This is a genomic window from Devosia naphthalenivorans, from assembly GCF_003056355.1.
In the GTDB taxonomy this organism is placed as follows: domain Bacteria; phylum Pseudomonadota; class Alphaproteobacteria; order Rhizobiales; family Devosiaceae; genus Devosia; species Devosia naphthalenivorans.
This window is the reverse complement of record NZ_PYVW01000007.1, coordinates 1-15,376: the sequence shown is the minus strand read 5'-3', so window position 1 is coordinate 15,376 and position 15,376 is coordinate 1. Positions and strand designations below refer to the sequence as shown.

Below are 15,376 nucleotides of genomic sequence, written 5' to 3'. Positions count from 1 at the left end.
TAATTGGGCATTCTGTCCTTGCTAATGCATTCTAGCGAGGCTCCATGAAGGCGATTGTCATAGGCGGAGGTGTGATCGGTGCAGCCGTTGCCTATCGGCTATCCGAGGCGGGCGCGAAGGTTGTGCTGGCTGAAGCTGGGCGCATTGCCGAAGGTACGTCGCTGACCAGCTTTGCCTGGGTCAGTGCCTGCGAGAAGATTGATTCAGATAGCTACTATCGCCTCAGCCTTGCTGGTGTGGCTGCGCATCGCGAGCTCGTCTCCGAATTTGGGGAGCGAGGTACGTGGTATCGCCGCCCGGGTGTCATCCAGTGGCTAGAGGCCGGCTATGAAGGACTTTCGCTGAGCAAGGGGCCGCACGAACAAAAGCTCACTCGCCTTCGGGCGTTGGGCTATCCCGCCGAAGCGATCGGCGCTGACGAGCTGCGTCGGCTCGAGCCTGGCCTGAGACCCGATGCCCTAAGCCCTGATGGTGTTGCTATCCACTATCCCGAAGACGGATATGTCGAGGCGCCGATCATGATCGCGACGCTGATCGAAGCAGCGGTCAAATGCTTCAATCTTGATCTCCGAATTCACACACCGGTTCGCCGGCTGCTGGTTTCCAGTGGCAAGGCTACTGGCGTCGAAACTGTGAGCGGGGAAATTCTAGCAGCCGATGCCGTGGTCAACTGTGCCGGCCGCTGGGCTAATGACGTTGTTGGAAGTGCCGATGTAGCCATTCCACTCGCCCCGACCCAGGGCCTCATTGCCTACACGCCTGCACTTGGTACTGCGATCCATAGGGTTCTGCGGAGTCCTACGGTCAATGTGCGCAGTGACGGCGGCGGCAGACTGCTGCTGCGCGCCAATGATCTCGATGAAACGCTCTCTGTTCAGGACAAGGCGCAGCCGGACCACCCTGCGGCCCGCGAACTGGCGCGTCGCCTGGGCGAGCTCGTCCCCTCGCTTCGCGGCGTCGAGGCTGAAGCTGTACGAATGGCCATTCGACCCATCCCGCAAGGCGGCCTGCCCTGTGTCGGCTCCATTCCCGGTCTGGGCAATTACTGGGTCGCGGTGACCCATGGGGGCATCAACACCAGCGCTTTTATCGGCCTCGCTCTGCGCGACGAAATCCTCCACGGGCGCCCGGCACCTGAGTATTCGCCTTTTCGGCCCGACCGTTTCTTCAAGGCTGCTGCATGACCACGACAGAGCCGCTCCTCAGTGTCGAAAACTTCTCGCTCGGCTTCGGAAGCAAGATCGATCTCATTGACGGCATTTCCTTTTCCGTCGAGCCGGGCAAGACACTCTGCCTTGTGGGTGAATCAGGCTGCGGCAAGAGCGTCACCTCGCTGGCGCTGATGGGTCTGCTGGCGACGACCCCAGCCCGTATCACGGGGGGCAAGGCGCGCTTCGATGGCAAGGACCTCTTCACCCTGTCGGAGCGGGCCCGGGCGGATTTGCGTGGCAATGACATCGCCATGATCTTCCAGGAGCCGATGACCTCGCTCAATCCCTCCATGACCATCGGCCAGCAGATCGTCGAAGGTATTCTTCGCCACAAGCCGGTGTCCAGGGATGCCGCGCAGGCGCGGGCGCTCGAAATGCTTGGCCTCGTGCGTATGCCGGCGCCTGAAAAGCGCTTCCATGCATATCCGCACCAGCTTTCGGGCGGCATGCGGCAGCGCGCCATGATCGCCATGGCGCTGGCGAACGCACCCAAGCTGCTGATTGCAGACGAGCCGACGACGGCACTCGACGTGACCATCCAGGCTCAGATCCTCGCACTAGTCAGCCGCCTGCAGGCCGAGACCGGCACGGCCATGATCCTGATCACGCACGATCTCAGCGTCGTGGCTGAGGTCGCCGACCACGTGGCCGTCATGTATGCCGGGCGCATCGTTGAGGTCGGATCCGTCGATGATATTTTCTCCGATCCGCAACATCCCTACACATTGGGCCTTTTTGGCTCGGTCCCATCGATTGGCCGCCGTAGCAGCACGCTCGCCACCATCGAAGGCTCCGTCCCTCCGCTCGAGCACATGCCTAGGGGCTGTCGCTTCGCTACGCGCTGCCCGTTTGCCGATCAGCGCTGTATGGACGAGGTGCCTCCCGACTATGAACCCAAGGCCGGACATCGCGTCGCATGCTGGTATGCGCCCCTTGAAGCACATGTGAGGGCCGCATGAGTGGCGGGCGGAATATCATTCTGGAAGCGCGAGAGATCACCAAGCGCTTCGGCCATCCGGCAAGTTTCATAAACCAGTCAACCTTGGTTCATGCCGTCACCGCTGTTTCCCTCTCGGTACGCCGCGGCGAGACCCTGGCCATTGTTGGGGAATCGGGCTGCGGCAAATCTACCCTAGGGCGGTTGCTGCTGCGGCTGATCGAGCCCAGTTCGGGCAGCGTCTTCTATGAAGGCACCGAGATTACGGCGCTCAAGCAGAAGGATATGCGCCGGCTGCGCCGCGAGCTGCAGATCATCTTCCAGGACCCGTTTGCTTCGCTCAATCCGCGTATGACGGTGAGGCAGATCCTCGCCGAACCGATCCGCCTCCATCGCCTTGCCGTCGGCAAGGATGTCGATGATCGAGTCGATCGGCTGATGCGCACGGTCGGCCTGCGTGCCGACTGGAGCGACCGCTATGTACATGAGTTTTCGGGCGGCCAGCGCCAGCGCATCGGCATTGCCCGTGCTCTGGCTGGCGATCCCAAGCTCATCATCGGTGATGAGCCGGTTTCCGCGCTCGACGTGTCGATCCAAGCCCAGGTAGTCAATCTGCTCGGCGAACTGAAGCACGATTTTGGCCTGACACTGGTGATCGTTGCGCATGACCTCGCCGTCATTCGCCACATGAGCGACCGTGTGGCGGTGATGTATCTGGGCGAAGTGGTGGAACTGGCGCCGGCCGATGACCTCTATGAGGCTCCGCTTCACCCCTATACATCGGCGCTTTTGCAGGCGATCCCGGTTTCCGATCCCGCAGCGCGCGGCCAGCGGCAATTGCTGCAGGGGGACTTGCCGAGCCCCACCGCACCGCCTTCGGGTTGCCGCTTCCACACGCGCTGCCCGCATGCGCGCCCGCTTTGTTCTCAGGCACATCCGGCGCTCGAAGCCGCCGGCGAGGGACGCTTCGTTGCCTGCCATTTCTGGCGGGAAATCCAATCTGCCGGCGTGAGTCTTCCAGTGGCGACAACACGGCGCTCGGCGCTGGAGCTGCGCCTGGGGCTCTATCGCGCCCGGCAGGCAGAAAGAAAGCAAGGTGCCCAGTGAGGGCTGGCGCCAAGAATGACTTCCAGGGGAGGCCGTTGCGACGGCCGGAGAAACAAGAGAACAGGAGAGAACTATGATGAAAAAATTAGTGCTTGGCGCAATGCTGATGGGATTGCTAGCAACAACCGCGGCCTCGGCGGCCGATCTCAACGTGGCCTTGCAGGATGATCCCGATATTCTAGATCCCCATCGCGGCAATACCTTTGTTGGCCGCATGGTTTTCGGCCCGCTGTGTGATGCGCTTTTCGACATCGACACCTCGCTCAATATCGTGCCGCGTCTAGTGGCCGACTGGAGCTGGTCCGAGGGCGACACAGTTCTGACCATGAATCTGCGCGACGACGCGCTGTTCCATGACGGCACCCCGGTCAATGCCGAGGCGGTGAAGGCCAATCTCGAGCGCGCGCTCACTCTGCCCGAAAGCAATCGCAAGGCCGAACTAGCCTCGATCGCTTCCATTGAGGTGCTCGGCGATCTTCAGGTCGCGATCACCCTCAAGGCGCCGGACGCCGCCTTCCTCGCCAACTTGACCGATCGCGCCGGCATGATGGTTTCGCCCGCAACGTTCGACACGGCCGGCGAAGGTGGCCTCGTCTGCGCTGGTCCCTACAAGTTCGTCGAGCGTATCCAGAACGATCGCATCGTCATGGAAAAGTTCGCCGACCACTGGGACGCCGACAATTACCATTTCGACCAGGTGATCTATCGCCCGATCCCGGACACCACCGTTCGCCTGGCCAATCTGCAGTCCGGCGATCTGGACATCATCGAGCGTCCGGCGCCCGCCGACATGGAAACGATAAAGGCGGATAGCAATCTGGTCTTCGACATCGTCACCGGCCTCGGTTTTTATGGCGTGAACTTCAACATGGGCAATGGCGACCGCTCGCAATCGCCGATCAACCAAGACAAGCGCCTGCGCGAAGCCCTCAACCTGACTATCGATCGCAACGTGCTCAACGATGTGCTCGGGATGGGCACCTATCCCCCGGCCTACCAGCCGTTCTCGACCGCATCTTGGGCCTATAATCCCGAATTTGACGGCGGCGAACGCGATATCGAACGCGCCAAGCAGCTGATGGCCGAAGCTGGTCATGAATCGGTTTCGTTCGAGATTCTCTACGCCAATAACAGCGCTATGCAGTCGCTTTTCGAACTGGTGCAGGCCATGGCCAGCGAAGCAGGCTTCAACATCACCCTGCGCCCCACCGAATTTGCCGCCTATGTCGACGAGCGCGAAGCCGGCAATTTCGAAGTCAGCCAGTTCGGCGCTTCGGGGCGTATCGATCCCGATGGAAACTTCCATCGCTACCTCGCCTGCGGCAGCGCCGGCAATGTAGGCAAGTACTGCAATGACGAGTTGACGGACCTGCTCAACAAGGCCCGCGTCATCAATGATGTTACCGAGCGTAAAGCACTTTACGACCAGGCCCAGAAGGTCGCCGCCGAAGACCTGCCGGCGCTCTATTTCTACTACACCCCGCGCACCTGGGCCTATAGCGCCAAGCTCGACGGCTTCGTCGCCTATGCCGATGGCGTGCTGCGCCTCGCCGGGCTCAAGACCAAGGAATAATGACCTTGACGGGCGGCGGCTTCCGCTGCCGCCCGTCGCTTTCCAAAAAAGGCCCCGACGCAGTGCTCAAGCTAATCGTCAGACGAATTCTGCTCGCCTTGCCGACGCTGATCATCCTCTCGATGATCATCTTCGGCCTGCAGCGCCTACTGCCCGGCGATCCCATCCAGACGATGATGGCCGAGGAATCCGACCCTCAGGTCGTCGAGTTCCTGCGCGAAAAATACCGCCTCAATGACCCCATCCCACTGCAATATCTCGCCTGGGTCGGCAACGTGCTGCAGGGCGATTTCGGCAGTTCGCTGCGTACCGGACTGCCAGTGACCCAGATGATCCTACAAAAGCTGCCGATCACCGTGCAGCTGGCGAGCATGGCCATGATTATGGCCCTGCTGATCGGTATTCCTGCCGGCGTCATCGCCGCGGTGCGAAAGAATACGATGGTCGATTATGCCGCCAATGCGGTCGCCCTGTCGGGCATGTCCGTGCCAAATTTCTGGCTAGGCATCATCTTGATCATGGTTTTTGCGGTGAGCTGGAAGATCCTGCCCGCCTCTGGCTATGTGCCCATCACCCTGGATTTCTGGCTGTCGATTAAGAGCATGCTGATGCCGGGGTTCGTGCTGTCCACGGCAGTAGCTGCCTATCTCATGCGCCATACGCGCAGCGCCATGCTCAGCGTGCTCAGTTCCGACTATATCCGCACCGCTCGGGCCAAAGGATTGCTCAGCAATGCCGTGATCATCAGGCATGCCCTCCGCAATGCGCTCATGCCCATCGTCACCCTTTCGACGCTGCTCTTCGGAGACCTCCTCGCGGGCGCTGTCCTGACCGAACAGATCTTCGTCATCCCCGGCTTCGGTAAGCTGATCGTCGATGCGGTCTTCACCCGCGACTATGCCGTGGTGCAGGGGGTCGTGCTCTTCACCGCCATCGGCTTTATCGCCATGAACATCCTGGCCGACGTGCTCTACATCGTCATCAATCCACGCCTGAGGCACCCACAATGACCCTGGCCTCGCAGATCGAAATCGTTGCGCCGCGCCGCCGCTTCCGGGGCTTCAGCAAGCTCGCCGGCAATCGCGGAGCGCTCGTTGGCGGCGCCATTGTCATTTTCTTCGTCGTACTTGCGGTTTTCGCTCCTCTGCTCGCGACCCACGACCCCTTCGCCTCGGCCTTTACCAGCGTACGGAAGCCACCTTCGGCTGAATTTCTGCTGGGCACCGACGAGATCGGTCGCGACATTTTCAGCAGGTTGCTGTTCGGTGCTCGTGCATCGCTTATGGCCGGCGTCGTCTCTGTTGCCATTGCTCTCGCTATCGGGCTGCCGTTGGGCCTCGTCGCCGGTTATTTCGGCGGCCTTGTCGATGGCGCGATCTCCCGCGTCATCGATGCGCTGCTGGCTATCCCCTCCCTTATTCTTGCTATTGCGCTTGCGGCGACGCTCGGGCCGAGCCTGATGAACGCCATGCTGGCCATCGGCATTGCAGCCACCCCAATATTTGTGCGCCTGACGCGCGGTCAGGTGCTGGCGGTCAAGACCGAGGACTATGTGGAAGGCGCAAGAGCCATCGGCCTGCCGCATGGGTTGATCATCATGCGCTACATCCTGCCCAACGTGCTATCCCCGGTGGTGGTACAGGCGACTATCACCATCGCCACGGCCATCATCGCTGAAGCGAGCCTCTCGTTCCTGGGTCTCGGCCAGCAGCCGCCCAACCCATCCTGGGGCTCGATGCTCAACACGGCTAAGAATTTCATGACACAGGCCCCCTGGATGTCGATCTTCCCGGGTGGGGCGATCTTCCTCGTCGTCCTGGGCTTCAACCTGCTCGGCGACGGCCTGCGCGATGCGCTCGACCCACGCGACCACTGATTTAACTAGGAGTAACCGATGTCACACCGCGTAGCCGATCACCTGGGTGGGCAGTTGGAAGCCATCATCGACCGGCTCGGGCAGTATGTCGCCTGCGCCAGCGTCAGCGCCGATCCACAGTTCGAACCGGGCATGCAGGCGGCACGCGAATTCCTCATCCACCGCCTGGGCGAAATCGGCCTCGAAAACGTGCAACTCCTCGACGGTGGCGGCCACAAGGCCGTCTATGCCGATTGGCTGCACGCGCCTGGCAAGCCGACGCTGCTCGTCTATGGACACTATGACGTACAACCGCCTGATCCGCTTCCCGCCTGGGAGAGTGAACCCTTCGTCCTCACTCGCAAGGGCGACCGTCTTTATGGCCGCGGCGCCTCCGACAACAAGGGTTCCTCCACTATCGCAATCGAGAGTCTCGGCGCCTATCTCAGTATTGAAGGCGGTTTCCCATTCAATATCCGCTGTCTTTTCGAGGGCGAGGAAGAGGTTGGTGCGGTGTCGCTGCCGGCAATCTTCGAGCGCTATCGCGATCTCCTCAAGGCGGACTTGGTACTATCAGCCGATGGCGGCCGCAACGGTTTCTGGCCCGCCATCAATGTCGGTTGCCGCGGCGTAAATGCGCTCGAAGTGACGCTGAAAACCTCGGCAGTACGAGATCTCCATTCGGGTCGTTACGGCGGCACAACGCGCAATGCGCTGCATGACATGGCGCGTCTGCTGACCAGCCTCCACGACGAGGATGGCCGTGTCGCAGTGGACGGCTTCCTGCCCGAAGCGGCGCAACCGACACCGCAGCAGCGTCAACACGCCGCCGAGCTGAAAATGGACGAACCGGCTTTCTTCGCAAGCTTCGGCGGCACCGCCCATGGCTACCCTGAATATATGGCCATCGAGCGCCTGACCTTGATGCCAACGCTGGAAATCAACGGAATGTGGGGCGGATACACCGGCCCGGGCTCAAAGACGGTGATTCCTAATTCTGCCCACGCCAAGATCACCATCCGCCTCGTCGCCGGACAAGATCCCAAGGAGACCGCGGCCGCCGTCATCCGCCATCTTGAGGACCATGCGCCCAAGGGCACGAGCATAGAAATCCAGTCGGATCGCAGCGGGGCGCCGGCCTATAGCCTGAGCGAAGATAGCCCGCTGGTGGTCGCAGCAGACCGGGTGTTGCGTGGAATCACCGGCGAGACGCCGGTTCGGGTCCGCAGCGGCGGCACCTCGCCGATCACCTCTACTATAAAGGAACTGCTCGGCATCGACACGCTGATGTTCGGCTTCAGCCTGCCCGCCGATGGCGTGCACGCGCCCAATGAATCCTATGCGATAAACAGCATCAAGGAAGGCATCGTGTGCTGGCCGCTGATGCTGACCGAGCTCGCTCGTGTCTGGAACGAAAGCAAGTAGGAGGATTGCAGCCATGAAAGCCATCGTAATCGGGGGCGGCGTCATCGGGTCGTCGATCGCCTATCGGATGTCGGAAGCCGGCGCAGACGTCACCCTGGTCGAGAGCGGGCGTGTTGGCAGCGGCACCTCGTCCACTAGCTATGCCTGGGTCAATGCTTGCGAGAAGCTGACCTCGCGGGCCTATTTCGAGCTCAACTTGGCCGGCGTGAAGAGCCACCGCAAAATCGCCGACGAGTTCAAGGGCGCCAACTGGCTGCACCGGCCCGGCGTGGTCCAGTGGCAGGATGCAGGCGCCGAGGCTGCCGGCTTCGATGAAGGCGATTTCGACAAGCTCGAACGCCTTACCGAATGGGGCTATCCGGCAGAGCGCATCGACAGGCAGACCCTGGCCGAGCTTGAACCCGATGTCGATCTCGACACCTTTCACGAAGATGGCGCGCTCTACTATCCCGAGGATGGCTGGCTCGACGGTCCGGTTTATGCCGGCGCCATGGTGCTCGCCGCGCGCCAGCGTTTTGGCCTCAAACTCTTCCAGGGCAAGGTTGTCGGCCTCCTCACACGCAATGGCGCGGCGGTTGGCGTTCAGCTTGCCAATGGCGAAACGCTGGAGGCCGATTTTGTGATCAACAGCTCGGGCCGCTGGGCCAATGAAGCGGCCGGCAAGGCCGAATACGAGCTGCCGCTGGCCCCGACAGTCGGGCTCATCGCTTATACCGCGAGTTGCGATACCAGCCTACGCCACGGCCTGAGGACCCCGTTGGTCAATTGCCGTCCGGATGGCGCCGGCCGCATCCTGCTCCGCGCCAACGACATCGACAAGAAAGTGCCGGCCGATGCAAATCCCGTGCCCTCCAACGTGGCGGCGCAGCAATTGCTGGCCCGCGTCAAACAACTGATGCCGGCGCTCGAGGGCGTGCAAGTCGAGGCTGTCCGCACCGCTATCCGCCCCATTCCCAAGGATGGCTATTCCGCCATCGGACCGCATCCGGCGCTGTCCAACTATTATGTGACGGTGACCCATAGCGGCGTGACACTGGCAGCTTTTATCGGCGAGGGCGTCACCGCCGAGCTCGTCCATGGTCGTGACGTTACGGAATTTGCCGAGTTCCGCCTGACCCGTTTCTTCAAGGACTAAGCTCATGCGCATTGCCATTCTTGGGGCCGGCGCTGTTGGCCGCGCCAGCGCTGCCTATCTGCTCACGTGCGGGCATGAAGCGGTCATCTGGTCCCCGTCGGGCAAAAGCACGGCTGGTTTTCGCGGCGGGATCCTGACCGTCGAAGGTGAGATCGCCGGAGAATTCCGCCCCCTTGTGGCCAACAGCGCTGCCGAGGCCATGGCCGGCGCCGATCTGATCCTCATCGCCCTTCCGGCCAATGGCCAGCGCATGGTCTATGATGAAGTCGCGCACCATGCCGTGCTTGGACAGGTGGTGATCATCAATGCCCAGCCCGTACTCGGCGGTTTCGCCCTTGCCGAGCGCCTGCGCCAGGCCGGAAAATCCAACCCCATCCTGGCCTGGGGGACGACCCTTTTGCGCTCACGTCAGGTCGGCGCATCGGGCGTTCGCATCAACACCATCCGCAAGTCGGTCGACATGGCGGCCCTGCCGGTCGATGCCGATGAAGCGGTGGCGCGCTGCCGCGCCGCGTTCGGCGATCATTTTGACATTCGTCCGAACCTGCTTTCGATCTCCCTGTCCAACATCAATCCCCAGGCGCATCTAGCACTGGCGCTGACAAATTTCACTCGTATGGAGCGCGCGGAGACCTGGGGGCAGAGTGAGAACCTGACCTCGGGGGTCGCGCGCCTACTCGAAAGGCTCGACGGCGAACGTCTGGCCCTCGCCGACAGACTCGGCGTTTCGGTCCGCAGCATGGCCGAACACTATAGTCGAACCTATGACTTCCCGGCTGAACCGCTGCAAGCGATGGCGGTGAATATCAGGACCGAGGGAAAGGGGCAGCTTGGCCCAACCACCGAGCAAAGTCGGTACGTGCTCGAAGATGCACCCTATGGCTTGGCCCCCCTGGTCAACCTCGGTCGGGCTTTTGGTGTTGACATGGCATTGCATCAAGCGGGTCTGTCGCTACTTTCCGCCCTCTATGGCCGAGACTTCGCTCGGGAGAACGATCTCGTCGATGACGTCGCCTCGCTGGTCTCCTACATCGCGTGACGGGAGGTTTGTTCTGCCACGGTTGCGAGCCTTCTCAACGACACAGGTCTCCCATATATCGAGCAAAATTTTGAATCTGCCGGTATTGGGAGGGCAACGGAAGGTCAGCTATCGGGATATTTCTCAAGTACCAGATGACCGGAAGGGGGGCGAACCTGCCGAGGAGAAGGCTTTATGCCAGACAGCGACTTTCGATCCTTCTCAGACATTTAGCGCGTCTAGCAACATTCTTGCAGCACACGCCAGCCGTTCCTGAGGCCAGCTTTGGAATTTCGTCGTAACGCGGGAGCGACCAACGTGTCATTTCAGCACTATCCATGTTAGCGCATGATCACTGGATTTGTCCCAGCCGCGGACATGGCGATCCACACCGGCCGAGGCCAATTGTTTGGCCACAGCTGGGGCGAGCAGCAGGTGGTCGATCCGCAGACCCGCATCACGGCCATAGACGTTTCGGAAATAGTCCCAGAAGGTATAGATGCGCTCATCTGGATGAATCGAGCGGAGTGCGTCGGTCCAACCTTGATCAACGACACGGCGGTAAGCCTCTCTGACCTCCGGTCTGAACAAGGCATCGCCCAACCATCGCTCGGGCTTGTAGACGTCGAGATCGGTGGGCATGACGTTGTAATCACCTGCCATGATCACCGGCAGGTCGCTATCGAGTAATCCCTGGCCATGGGCGATTAACCGCTCGAACCACTCCAGCTTGTAGTCGAACTTAGGGCCGGGAGCGGGGTTGCCATTGGGCAGATAGAGGCAGGCGATCAGGATACCGTCGACAGCGGCCTCAAGATATCGACTGTGCAGGTCCAGTTCATCTCCCGGAAGGCGCCGCCTGGTTTCGATCGGCGTCGCACCGCGCGCGAGGATCGCTACGCCATTCCAGCTCTTCTGGCCCTGCCAGATGGCACCATAGCCAGCCTGTTCGATAGCCAAGAGAGGAAACCGCTCGACGGGTGCCTTGAGCTCCTGCAGACAAACCACGTCGGGTTGAGCTTCCTCCAGCCACCGCAGAAGCACAGGAAGCCGGCCATTGACGCCGTTGACGTTGTAAGTGGCGACCTTCATTGCCAAAGCCCTCAGTGGTTTCTGATGACCTCTTGAATGCGGTTGGTGAGCGTTTGCTCCGTCTTGAAATAGCCGGCCCAGGCATCTGGCCCCTGCGCTCGATCGGCGGCCACGAAGATGTCGAAGGTGTTGGCACGATCGAGTTGCTCCAACTCGTCCCAGGTCACCGGCACGGCAACGGTGCCGCCGGCGCGGGCACGGGTGGACCAGGGACAGATCGCCGTGGAACCCTGGCCATTGCGAAGATAGTCGATAAACATCCTACCCTGCCGCCTGGCCTTGCTCATGTTGGCGACAAACCGGTGTGGATCGGTTCGCGCCAGCAGTTCTGCAAAATTCTGGCAGAAGGTTTTAACCTCGTCCCAATCGGCCTCCGGCAGGAGCGGCACCACCACATGCACGCCCTTGCCGCCGGACACCAGCGGCCATGACTTCAAGCCAAGGGCACCCAGGATATCGCGGATATCAAAAGCGGCTTGCTTGACGTGCTCGAAGCCGAGCCCCTCATCGGGATCGATATCGAACACCATGCGCTCTGGGAGGTCAGGCTCATGGCGCTCGCTCCCCCAGACGTGGAACTCCAGCGTATTCATCTGCACCCCGCCGATCAGGCCGGAGAGGTCCTCGATCCACAGGATGCGGTTGGTCTTGCCCGACATCTTCTGCAACTCGCCCGCCTTGAGCGTCTTCGGCATGCCCGGAAGTTGGTGCTTCTGAAAGAAAGTCCTGGACAGATCATTATCGGTATCGCGCACCAGGGAAAGCGGCCTATCCCTAATGTGCGGCAGCATTCGATCGGCCACCGCGGCGTAATAGGCGACCAAGTGCGCCTTGGTGATCTCCGTGTCCGGATACATCAGCTTCTCGGGATGGGAGAGTTTTACACCCACAGCCGCGGCGATCTCTGCACCCATAGCAGGATCAAGGAGGGTGCCGGTTGTTTCCTCAACAGGCCGCTCAAGCACGACCTGACCGACCCGTTTATCTGCCCGAAGTCCCTGGAAGCTGGCGTGGCGCAGTGAACCGTCAGGTGTGATCTCCGCGTAGGCGACTTCGGCCACCAGTTCTGGGCGCACCCAGTAGGCTTTGCGGGCAATGTCTCGTGGCACATTGGTAAAGACAGGCTTCTGCACGCGCAGCGCTTCCATCTGCTTGAGGATCTTACCTCGCATGGCCTCGCTGAAACCGGTGCCCACCCGACCGCGGTAAACAAACTGGCCCTTTTCGAAGGTGCCCAGGATCAGGGAGGCCATGCCTTTGCCGGTATCGCTTGGACGCCACCCGCCGATGACGAACTCCTGACGCTTGGTGCACTTGATCTTGAGCCATCCGGAGGTGCGATCGCCGATGTAGCGCCCGTCGGCCTTTTTGGCGATCATGCCTTCATGCCCGCCGGCACACATCGCCTCGAACATGGCCTCGCCATCTACCACGTGGCTCGAGTACTGCAGGCTATCCTGCGGCCTGCGCTCGCCCAGCAGTTTCTCGAGCAGATCCTTGCGCTCGGACAATGGAAGTGGGGCCAGATCCTCGCCGTCCTGTTCAAGGATATCGAAGGCATAGAACTTCAAAGGAATGCCAGCCGCTATGCCGGACTTGAGCATGCTGAAGTTAGTACGTCCGGCATTGTCGATGGCCACGATCTCACCGTCCAACAACACGGATCCACTGGTAAGGGTGCGCAGTGGCTCAAGGATCACCTTGAACTGTTTGGTCCAGTCGTGCCCGTTGCGGGTGTAGACCCTCACCTCTGATCCCGAGATGGCGATCTGCGCCCGATAGCCGTCGAACTTCATCTCAAACAGCCAATTGTCGCCGGTCGGGATGCTGTTGGTCAGGGTGCAGAGTTGGAAATGACGGAACGAGGCGAGGGGGTGGCGAGAGGTAGATTCTGAGTCCCTGCGGCGCCGCCGCTTTGGGCGAGGTGCGGACTCTAGGGCCGGCATGGAGAACTCAGGTACATCGGCGACTCAAGTCGGCACCGACGAATCAGTTCCGACTCAAGAATGTCAAATTGTCACCGCGGGTGGCTCAGGACACGCAACCTGACGGCCCGACCGACATTGAAGAACCGTCGCTGCCACCGAGGGCCACCCCCAGATGATGAACGATGCACTCCAGCCTCGACGACCGTCGTGATCGTTCAGCCACAACGCCATCGGCAAAGCGCTCAGCAAAGATCTTTCGCCGGCAGAATGGCGCGCCGCAAACGAACCGCCGGGACATAAGGCGAAGTTCAGCACGGCGACCGGCGCAAGGTAGGTCGGAAACGGCCCGGAGATAGCGGCTATGAATGCGTCTCGAGCGAGTTCCGCACAGCGGGCAAAGCCCCTCAGGCTCCGCCGCCCGCGCCAGAACGACGATCTTCGTTTCTGTCTCGATTGTGCTCTCAACGACCAGTCCTGCCGGGATCAAGGACGAGATCCGCATATTCATCGCCTGCTGCTTCCTCTTCGAAAACAGCACCACTTCGCCAGTAAATATTATCGAGAGTGATGGTGTGGAACGGCCCTCCGAAACGACAGCGAAGGTGCATATCATGGGGGCGCAAACCGCCACGCTATAGAAGGAGCTATTCCATGGAGAAGATCACCACGATTGGGTTAGACTTGGCCAAATCGGTCTTTCAGGTCCACGCCATCGCCGAAGATGGCCGCGTCATCGTTCGCCGAGCCCTTCGGCGGTCACAGCTGCTGGAGTTCTTTCGTAGCCTCGAACCATGCCTTGTCGGGCTTGAGGCCTGTGCGAGCTCACACTACTGGGCCAACGCCATCAGCCAGTTCGGGCACACGGTGAGGATGATGCCGCCGGCTTACGTGAAGGCTTACGTCAAGCGCAACAAGACCGATTCGGCCGACGCCGAGGCGATCTGTGAGGCTGTGACGCGCCCTACCATGCGCTTCGTGCCGATTAAATCGCCTGAAGAAATGGCTGCCGGCATGGTCCTCAAGTCCCGCGAGTTGTTCATCCGCCAACGAAGCCAGACAGCCAACGCCATGCGCGCTCACATGGCCGAGTTGGGTATTGTCGCGGCGACAGGCATGACCAGCATCTCCAAGCTGATCCTCGTTCTACGCGATGATCAAGATACCCGTCTTCCACCTGCGGCCCGAGCAGCACTTCTGGAGATGGCTGAGCAGATCGAGATGCTGACGGCGCGCATCGAAAAGCTGGAGAGAAAGATAGTTGCGGCGGTGAAAGCCGACGAGACCGCCCGGCGCCTTACCAGTATTCCTGGTGTCGGGCCAATCATCGCCGCGACCGTTCGGACCACCATCCAGGATCCAGCAGGATTCCGAACGGGTCGCGATCTCGCCGCCTGGATCGGGATCACCCCACAGGCCCATTCGAGCGGCGGTAAGGAACGGCTTGGCCGGATATCAAAACGCGGAAACAAGCAGTTGCGAACACTGCTGATCGTCGGCGCGACATCAATCCTGAAACAGGCACGCAGAGGAGCGCTTCTGCCGTCGTGGGTCATTTCGCTACTGTCGAGGCGTCCCTACAAGGTCGTAGCTGTCGCGCTCGCCAATAAAATTGCCCGGACGATCTGGGCTCTGCTCGTCAAGGGCGGCATCTATCAAGCCCCAGCGATCATGGCGAAAGCGTAGATCAAAAAGAATTCCGGCGTCCCAACGCTGGAATAAAGCGGCAAGGTGCCAACGCGTGATGAACCCGAGAGACGATAGCTCGATGCTGACCAGACCGTCTGACTCACTGCGCCGTCGAGCGCGCGAAATTGATTAGGCAACCAGCATCGCGGATATCATCGTGGCCAACGGTCGGTGACCGCGTCGACAGGCCGGACATATGACTGCACCGTCCGAAGGAAACTTACGCGAAGAATACCTTGCTAACCGGGCCGTTCCACATATGAGTCAGAGCCCTTATCCGACGCCGATGGGGTGGACGCCCCCCGACGGCATTTATGTGCCAGAGTTGCGGTGTCGAGAACCGCTACAGAGGAGGCGTCCATGAACGAGGTTAGCATCATTGGGTTGGACTTGGCCAAAAACGTGTTTC

13 protein-coding genes and 1 pseudogene are annotated in these 15,376 nt (G+C 60.8%); 11 read left to right on the top strand and 3 right to left on the bottom strand.

The window, feature by feature from the left end; genetic code table 11:
• The first annotated feature begins 44 nt into the window (after positions 1-44).
• The 9 genes from C8264_RS10685 to C8264_RS10645 all read left to right on the top strand — a co-directional run bounded on the left by C8264_RS10685 (position 45) and on the right by C8264_RS10645 (position 10,282).
• Positions 45-1,184, top strand: a complete 1,140-nt coding sequence (locus C8264_RS10685; RefSeq protein ID WP_108460973.1) for an NAD(P)/FAD-dependent oxidoreductase — start codon at positions 45-47, stop codon at positions 1,182-1,184.
• Positions 1,181-2,170: an ABC transporter ATP-binding protein gene (locus C8264_RS10680; protein WP_108460972.1), complete on the top strand. Its 990-nt coding sequence runs from the start codon at positions 1,181-1,183 to the stop codon at positions 2,168-2,170. Before C8264_RS10685 ends, C8264_RS10680 begins: the two co-directional genes overlap by 4 nt.
• Complete coding sequence (locus tag C8264_RS10675) at positions 2,167-3,255, top strand: ABC transporter ATP-binding protein (protein ID WP_108460971.1); 1,089 nt, start codon at positions 2,167-2,169, stop codon at positions 3,253-3,255. Before C8264_RS10680 ends, C8264_RS10675 begins: the two co-directional genes overlap by 4 nt.
• Positions 3,256-3,328: 73 nt before the next feature.
• On the top strand, positions 3,329-4,828 hold the full coding sequence (locus tag C8264_RS10670) for an ABC transporter substrate-binding protein (protein WP_245893064.1): 1,500 nt from the start codon (positions 3,329-3,331) through the stop codon (positions 4,826-4,828).
• A gap of 62 nt (positions 4,829-4,890) precedes the next feature.
• A complete protein-coding gene (locus C8264_RS10665) occupies positions 4,891-5,838 on the top strand; it encodes an ABC transporter permease (RefSeq protein ID WP_108461111.1) in 948 nt (315 codons plus the stop codon).
• Positions 5,835-6,704, top strand: coding sequence for an ABC transporter permease (locus C8264_RS10660; protein ID WP_108460970.1), 870 nt, complete (start codon positions 5,835-5,837; stop codon positions 6,702-6,704). Before C8264_RS10665 ends, C8264_RS10660 begins: the two co-directional genes overlap by 4 nt.
• Positions 6,705-6,722: 18 nt before the next feature.
• Positions 6,723-8,108, top strand: a complete 1,386-nt coding sequence (locus C8264_RS10655) for a M20/M25/M40 family metallo-hydrolase (RefSeq protein WP_108460969.1) — start codon at positions 6,723-6,725, stop codon at positions 8,106-8,108.
• 13 nt (positions 8,109-8,121) lie between these two features.
• The gene (locus tag C8264_RS10650; protein ID WP_108460968.1) at positions 8,122-9,243 is read left to right on the top strand and encodes an NAD(P)/FAD-dependent oxidoreductase; all 1,122 of its coding nucleotides are present in this window, start codon (positions 8,122-8,124) and stop codon (positions 9,241-9,243) included.
• Positions 9,244-9,247: 4 nt separating this feature from the next.
• Positions 9,248-10,282 carry an NAD/NADP octopine/nopaline dehydrogenase family protein gene (locus tag C8264_RS10645; RefSeq protein ID WP_108460967.1) on the top strand — a complete coding sequence of 345 codons (1,035 nt, stop codon included), beginning with the start codon at positions 9,248-9,250 and terminating at the stop codon, positions 10,280-10,282.
• Positions 10,283-10,582: 300 nt separating this feature from the next.
• Here the strand turns inward: C8264_RS10645 and xth are convergent, their stop codons facing one another.
• The 3 genes and pseudogenes from xth to C8264_RS22520 form a co-directional block, all read right to left on the bottom strand.
• Complete coding sequence (xth, locus tag C8264_RS10640; protein WP_108460966.1) at positions 10,583-11,353, bottom strand: exodeoxyribonuclease III; 771 nt, start codon at positions 11,351-11,353, stop codon at positions 10,583-10,585.
• 11 nt (positions 11,354-11,364) lie between these two features.
• Positions 11,365-13,299, bottom strand: coding sequence for a DNA ligase D (gene ligD / locus C8264_RS10635; RefSeq protein WP_108460965.1), 1,935 nt, complete (start codon positions 13,297-13,299; stop codon positions 11,365-11,367).
• 112 nt (positions 13,300-13,411) lie between these two features.
• Positions 13,412-13,678 (bottom strand): annotated as a pseudogene (locus C8264_RS22520) (transposase family protein); the annotation flags it as partial.
• Between C8264_RS22520 and C8264_RS22515 the strand changes: the two are divergent.
• A complete protein-coding gene (locus tag C8264_RS22515) occupies positions 13,647-13,919 on the top strand; it encodes a hypothetical protein (protein ID WP_245893111.1) in 273 nt (90 codons plus the stop codon). The pseudogene C8264_RS22520 and the gene C8264_RS22515 sit on opposite strands and share 32 nt — an antisense overlap.
• A 13-nt stretch (positions 13,920-13,932) precedes the next feature.
• Complete coding sequence (locus tag C8264_RS10625; RefSeq protein ID WP_108460963.1) at positions 13,933-14,964, top strand: IS110 family RNA-guided transposase; 1,032 nt, start codon at positions 13,933-13,935, stop codon at positions 14,962-14,964.
• Positions 14,965-15,376 lie beyond the last annotated feature (412 nt).

Coding starts and splice junctions, on each gene's coding strand:
- C8264_RS10655 (WP_108460969.1), top strand. CDS start 6,723: ATGTCACACCGCGTAGCCGATCACCTGGGTGGGCAGTTGGAAGCCATC.
- C8264_RS10650 (WP_108460968.1), top strand. CDS start 8,122: ATGAAAGCCATCGTAATCGGGGGCGGCGTCATCGGGTCGTCGATCGCC.
- C8264_RS10645 (WP_108460967.1), top strand. CDS start 9,248: ATGCGCATTGCCATTCTTGGGGCCGGCGCTGTTGGCCGCGCCAGCGCT.
- xth (WP_108460966.1), bottom strand. CDS start 11,353: ATGAAGGTCGCCACTTACAACGTCAACGGCGTCAATGGCCGGCTTCCT.
- C8264_RS10625 (WP_108460963.1), top strand. CDS start 13,933: ATGGAGAAGATCACCACGATTGGGTTAGACTTGGCCAAATCGGTCTTT.
- ligD (WP_108460965.1), bottom strand. CDS start 13,299: ATGCCGGCCCTAGAGTCCGCACCTCGCCCAAAGCGGCGGCGCCGCAGG.
- C8264_RS22515 (WP_245893111.1), top strand. CDS start 13,647: ATGCGTCTCGAGCGAGTTCCGCACAGCGGGCAAAGCCCCTCAGGCTCC.
- C8264_RS10660 (WP_108460970.1), top strand. CDS start 5,835: ATGACCCTGGCCTCGCAGATCGAAATCGTTGCGCCGCGCCGCCGCTTC.
- C8264_RS10685 (WP_108460973.1), top strand. CDS start 45: ATGAAGGCGATTGTCATAGGCGGAGGTGTGATCGGTGCAGCCGTTGCC.
- C8264_RS10670 (WP_245893064.1), top strand. CDS start 3,329: ATGATGAAAAAATTAGTGCTTGGCGCAATGCTGATGGGATTGCTAGCA.
- C8264_RS10675 (WP_108460971.1), top strand. CDS start 2,167: ATGAGTGGCGGGCGGAATATCATTCTGGAAGCGCGAGAGATCACCAAG.
- C8264_RS10680 (WP_108460972.1), top strand. CDS start 1,181: ATGACCACGACAGAGCCGCTCCTCAGTGTCGAAAACTTCTCGCTCGGC.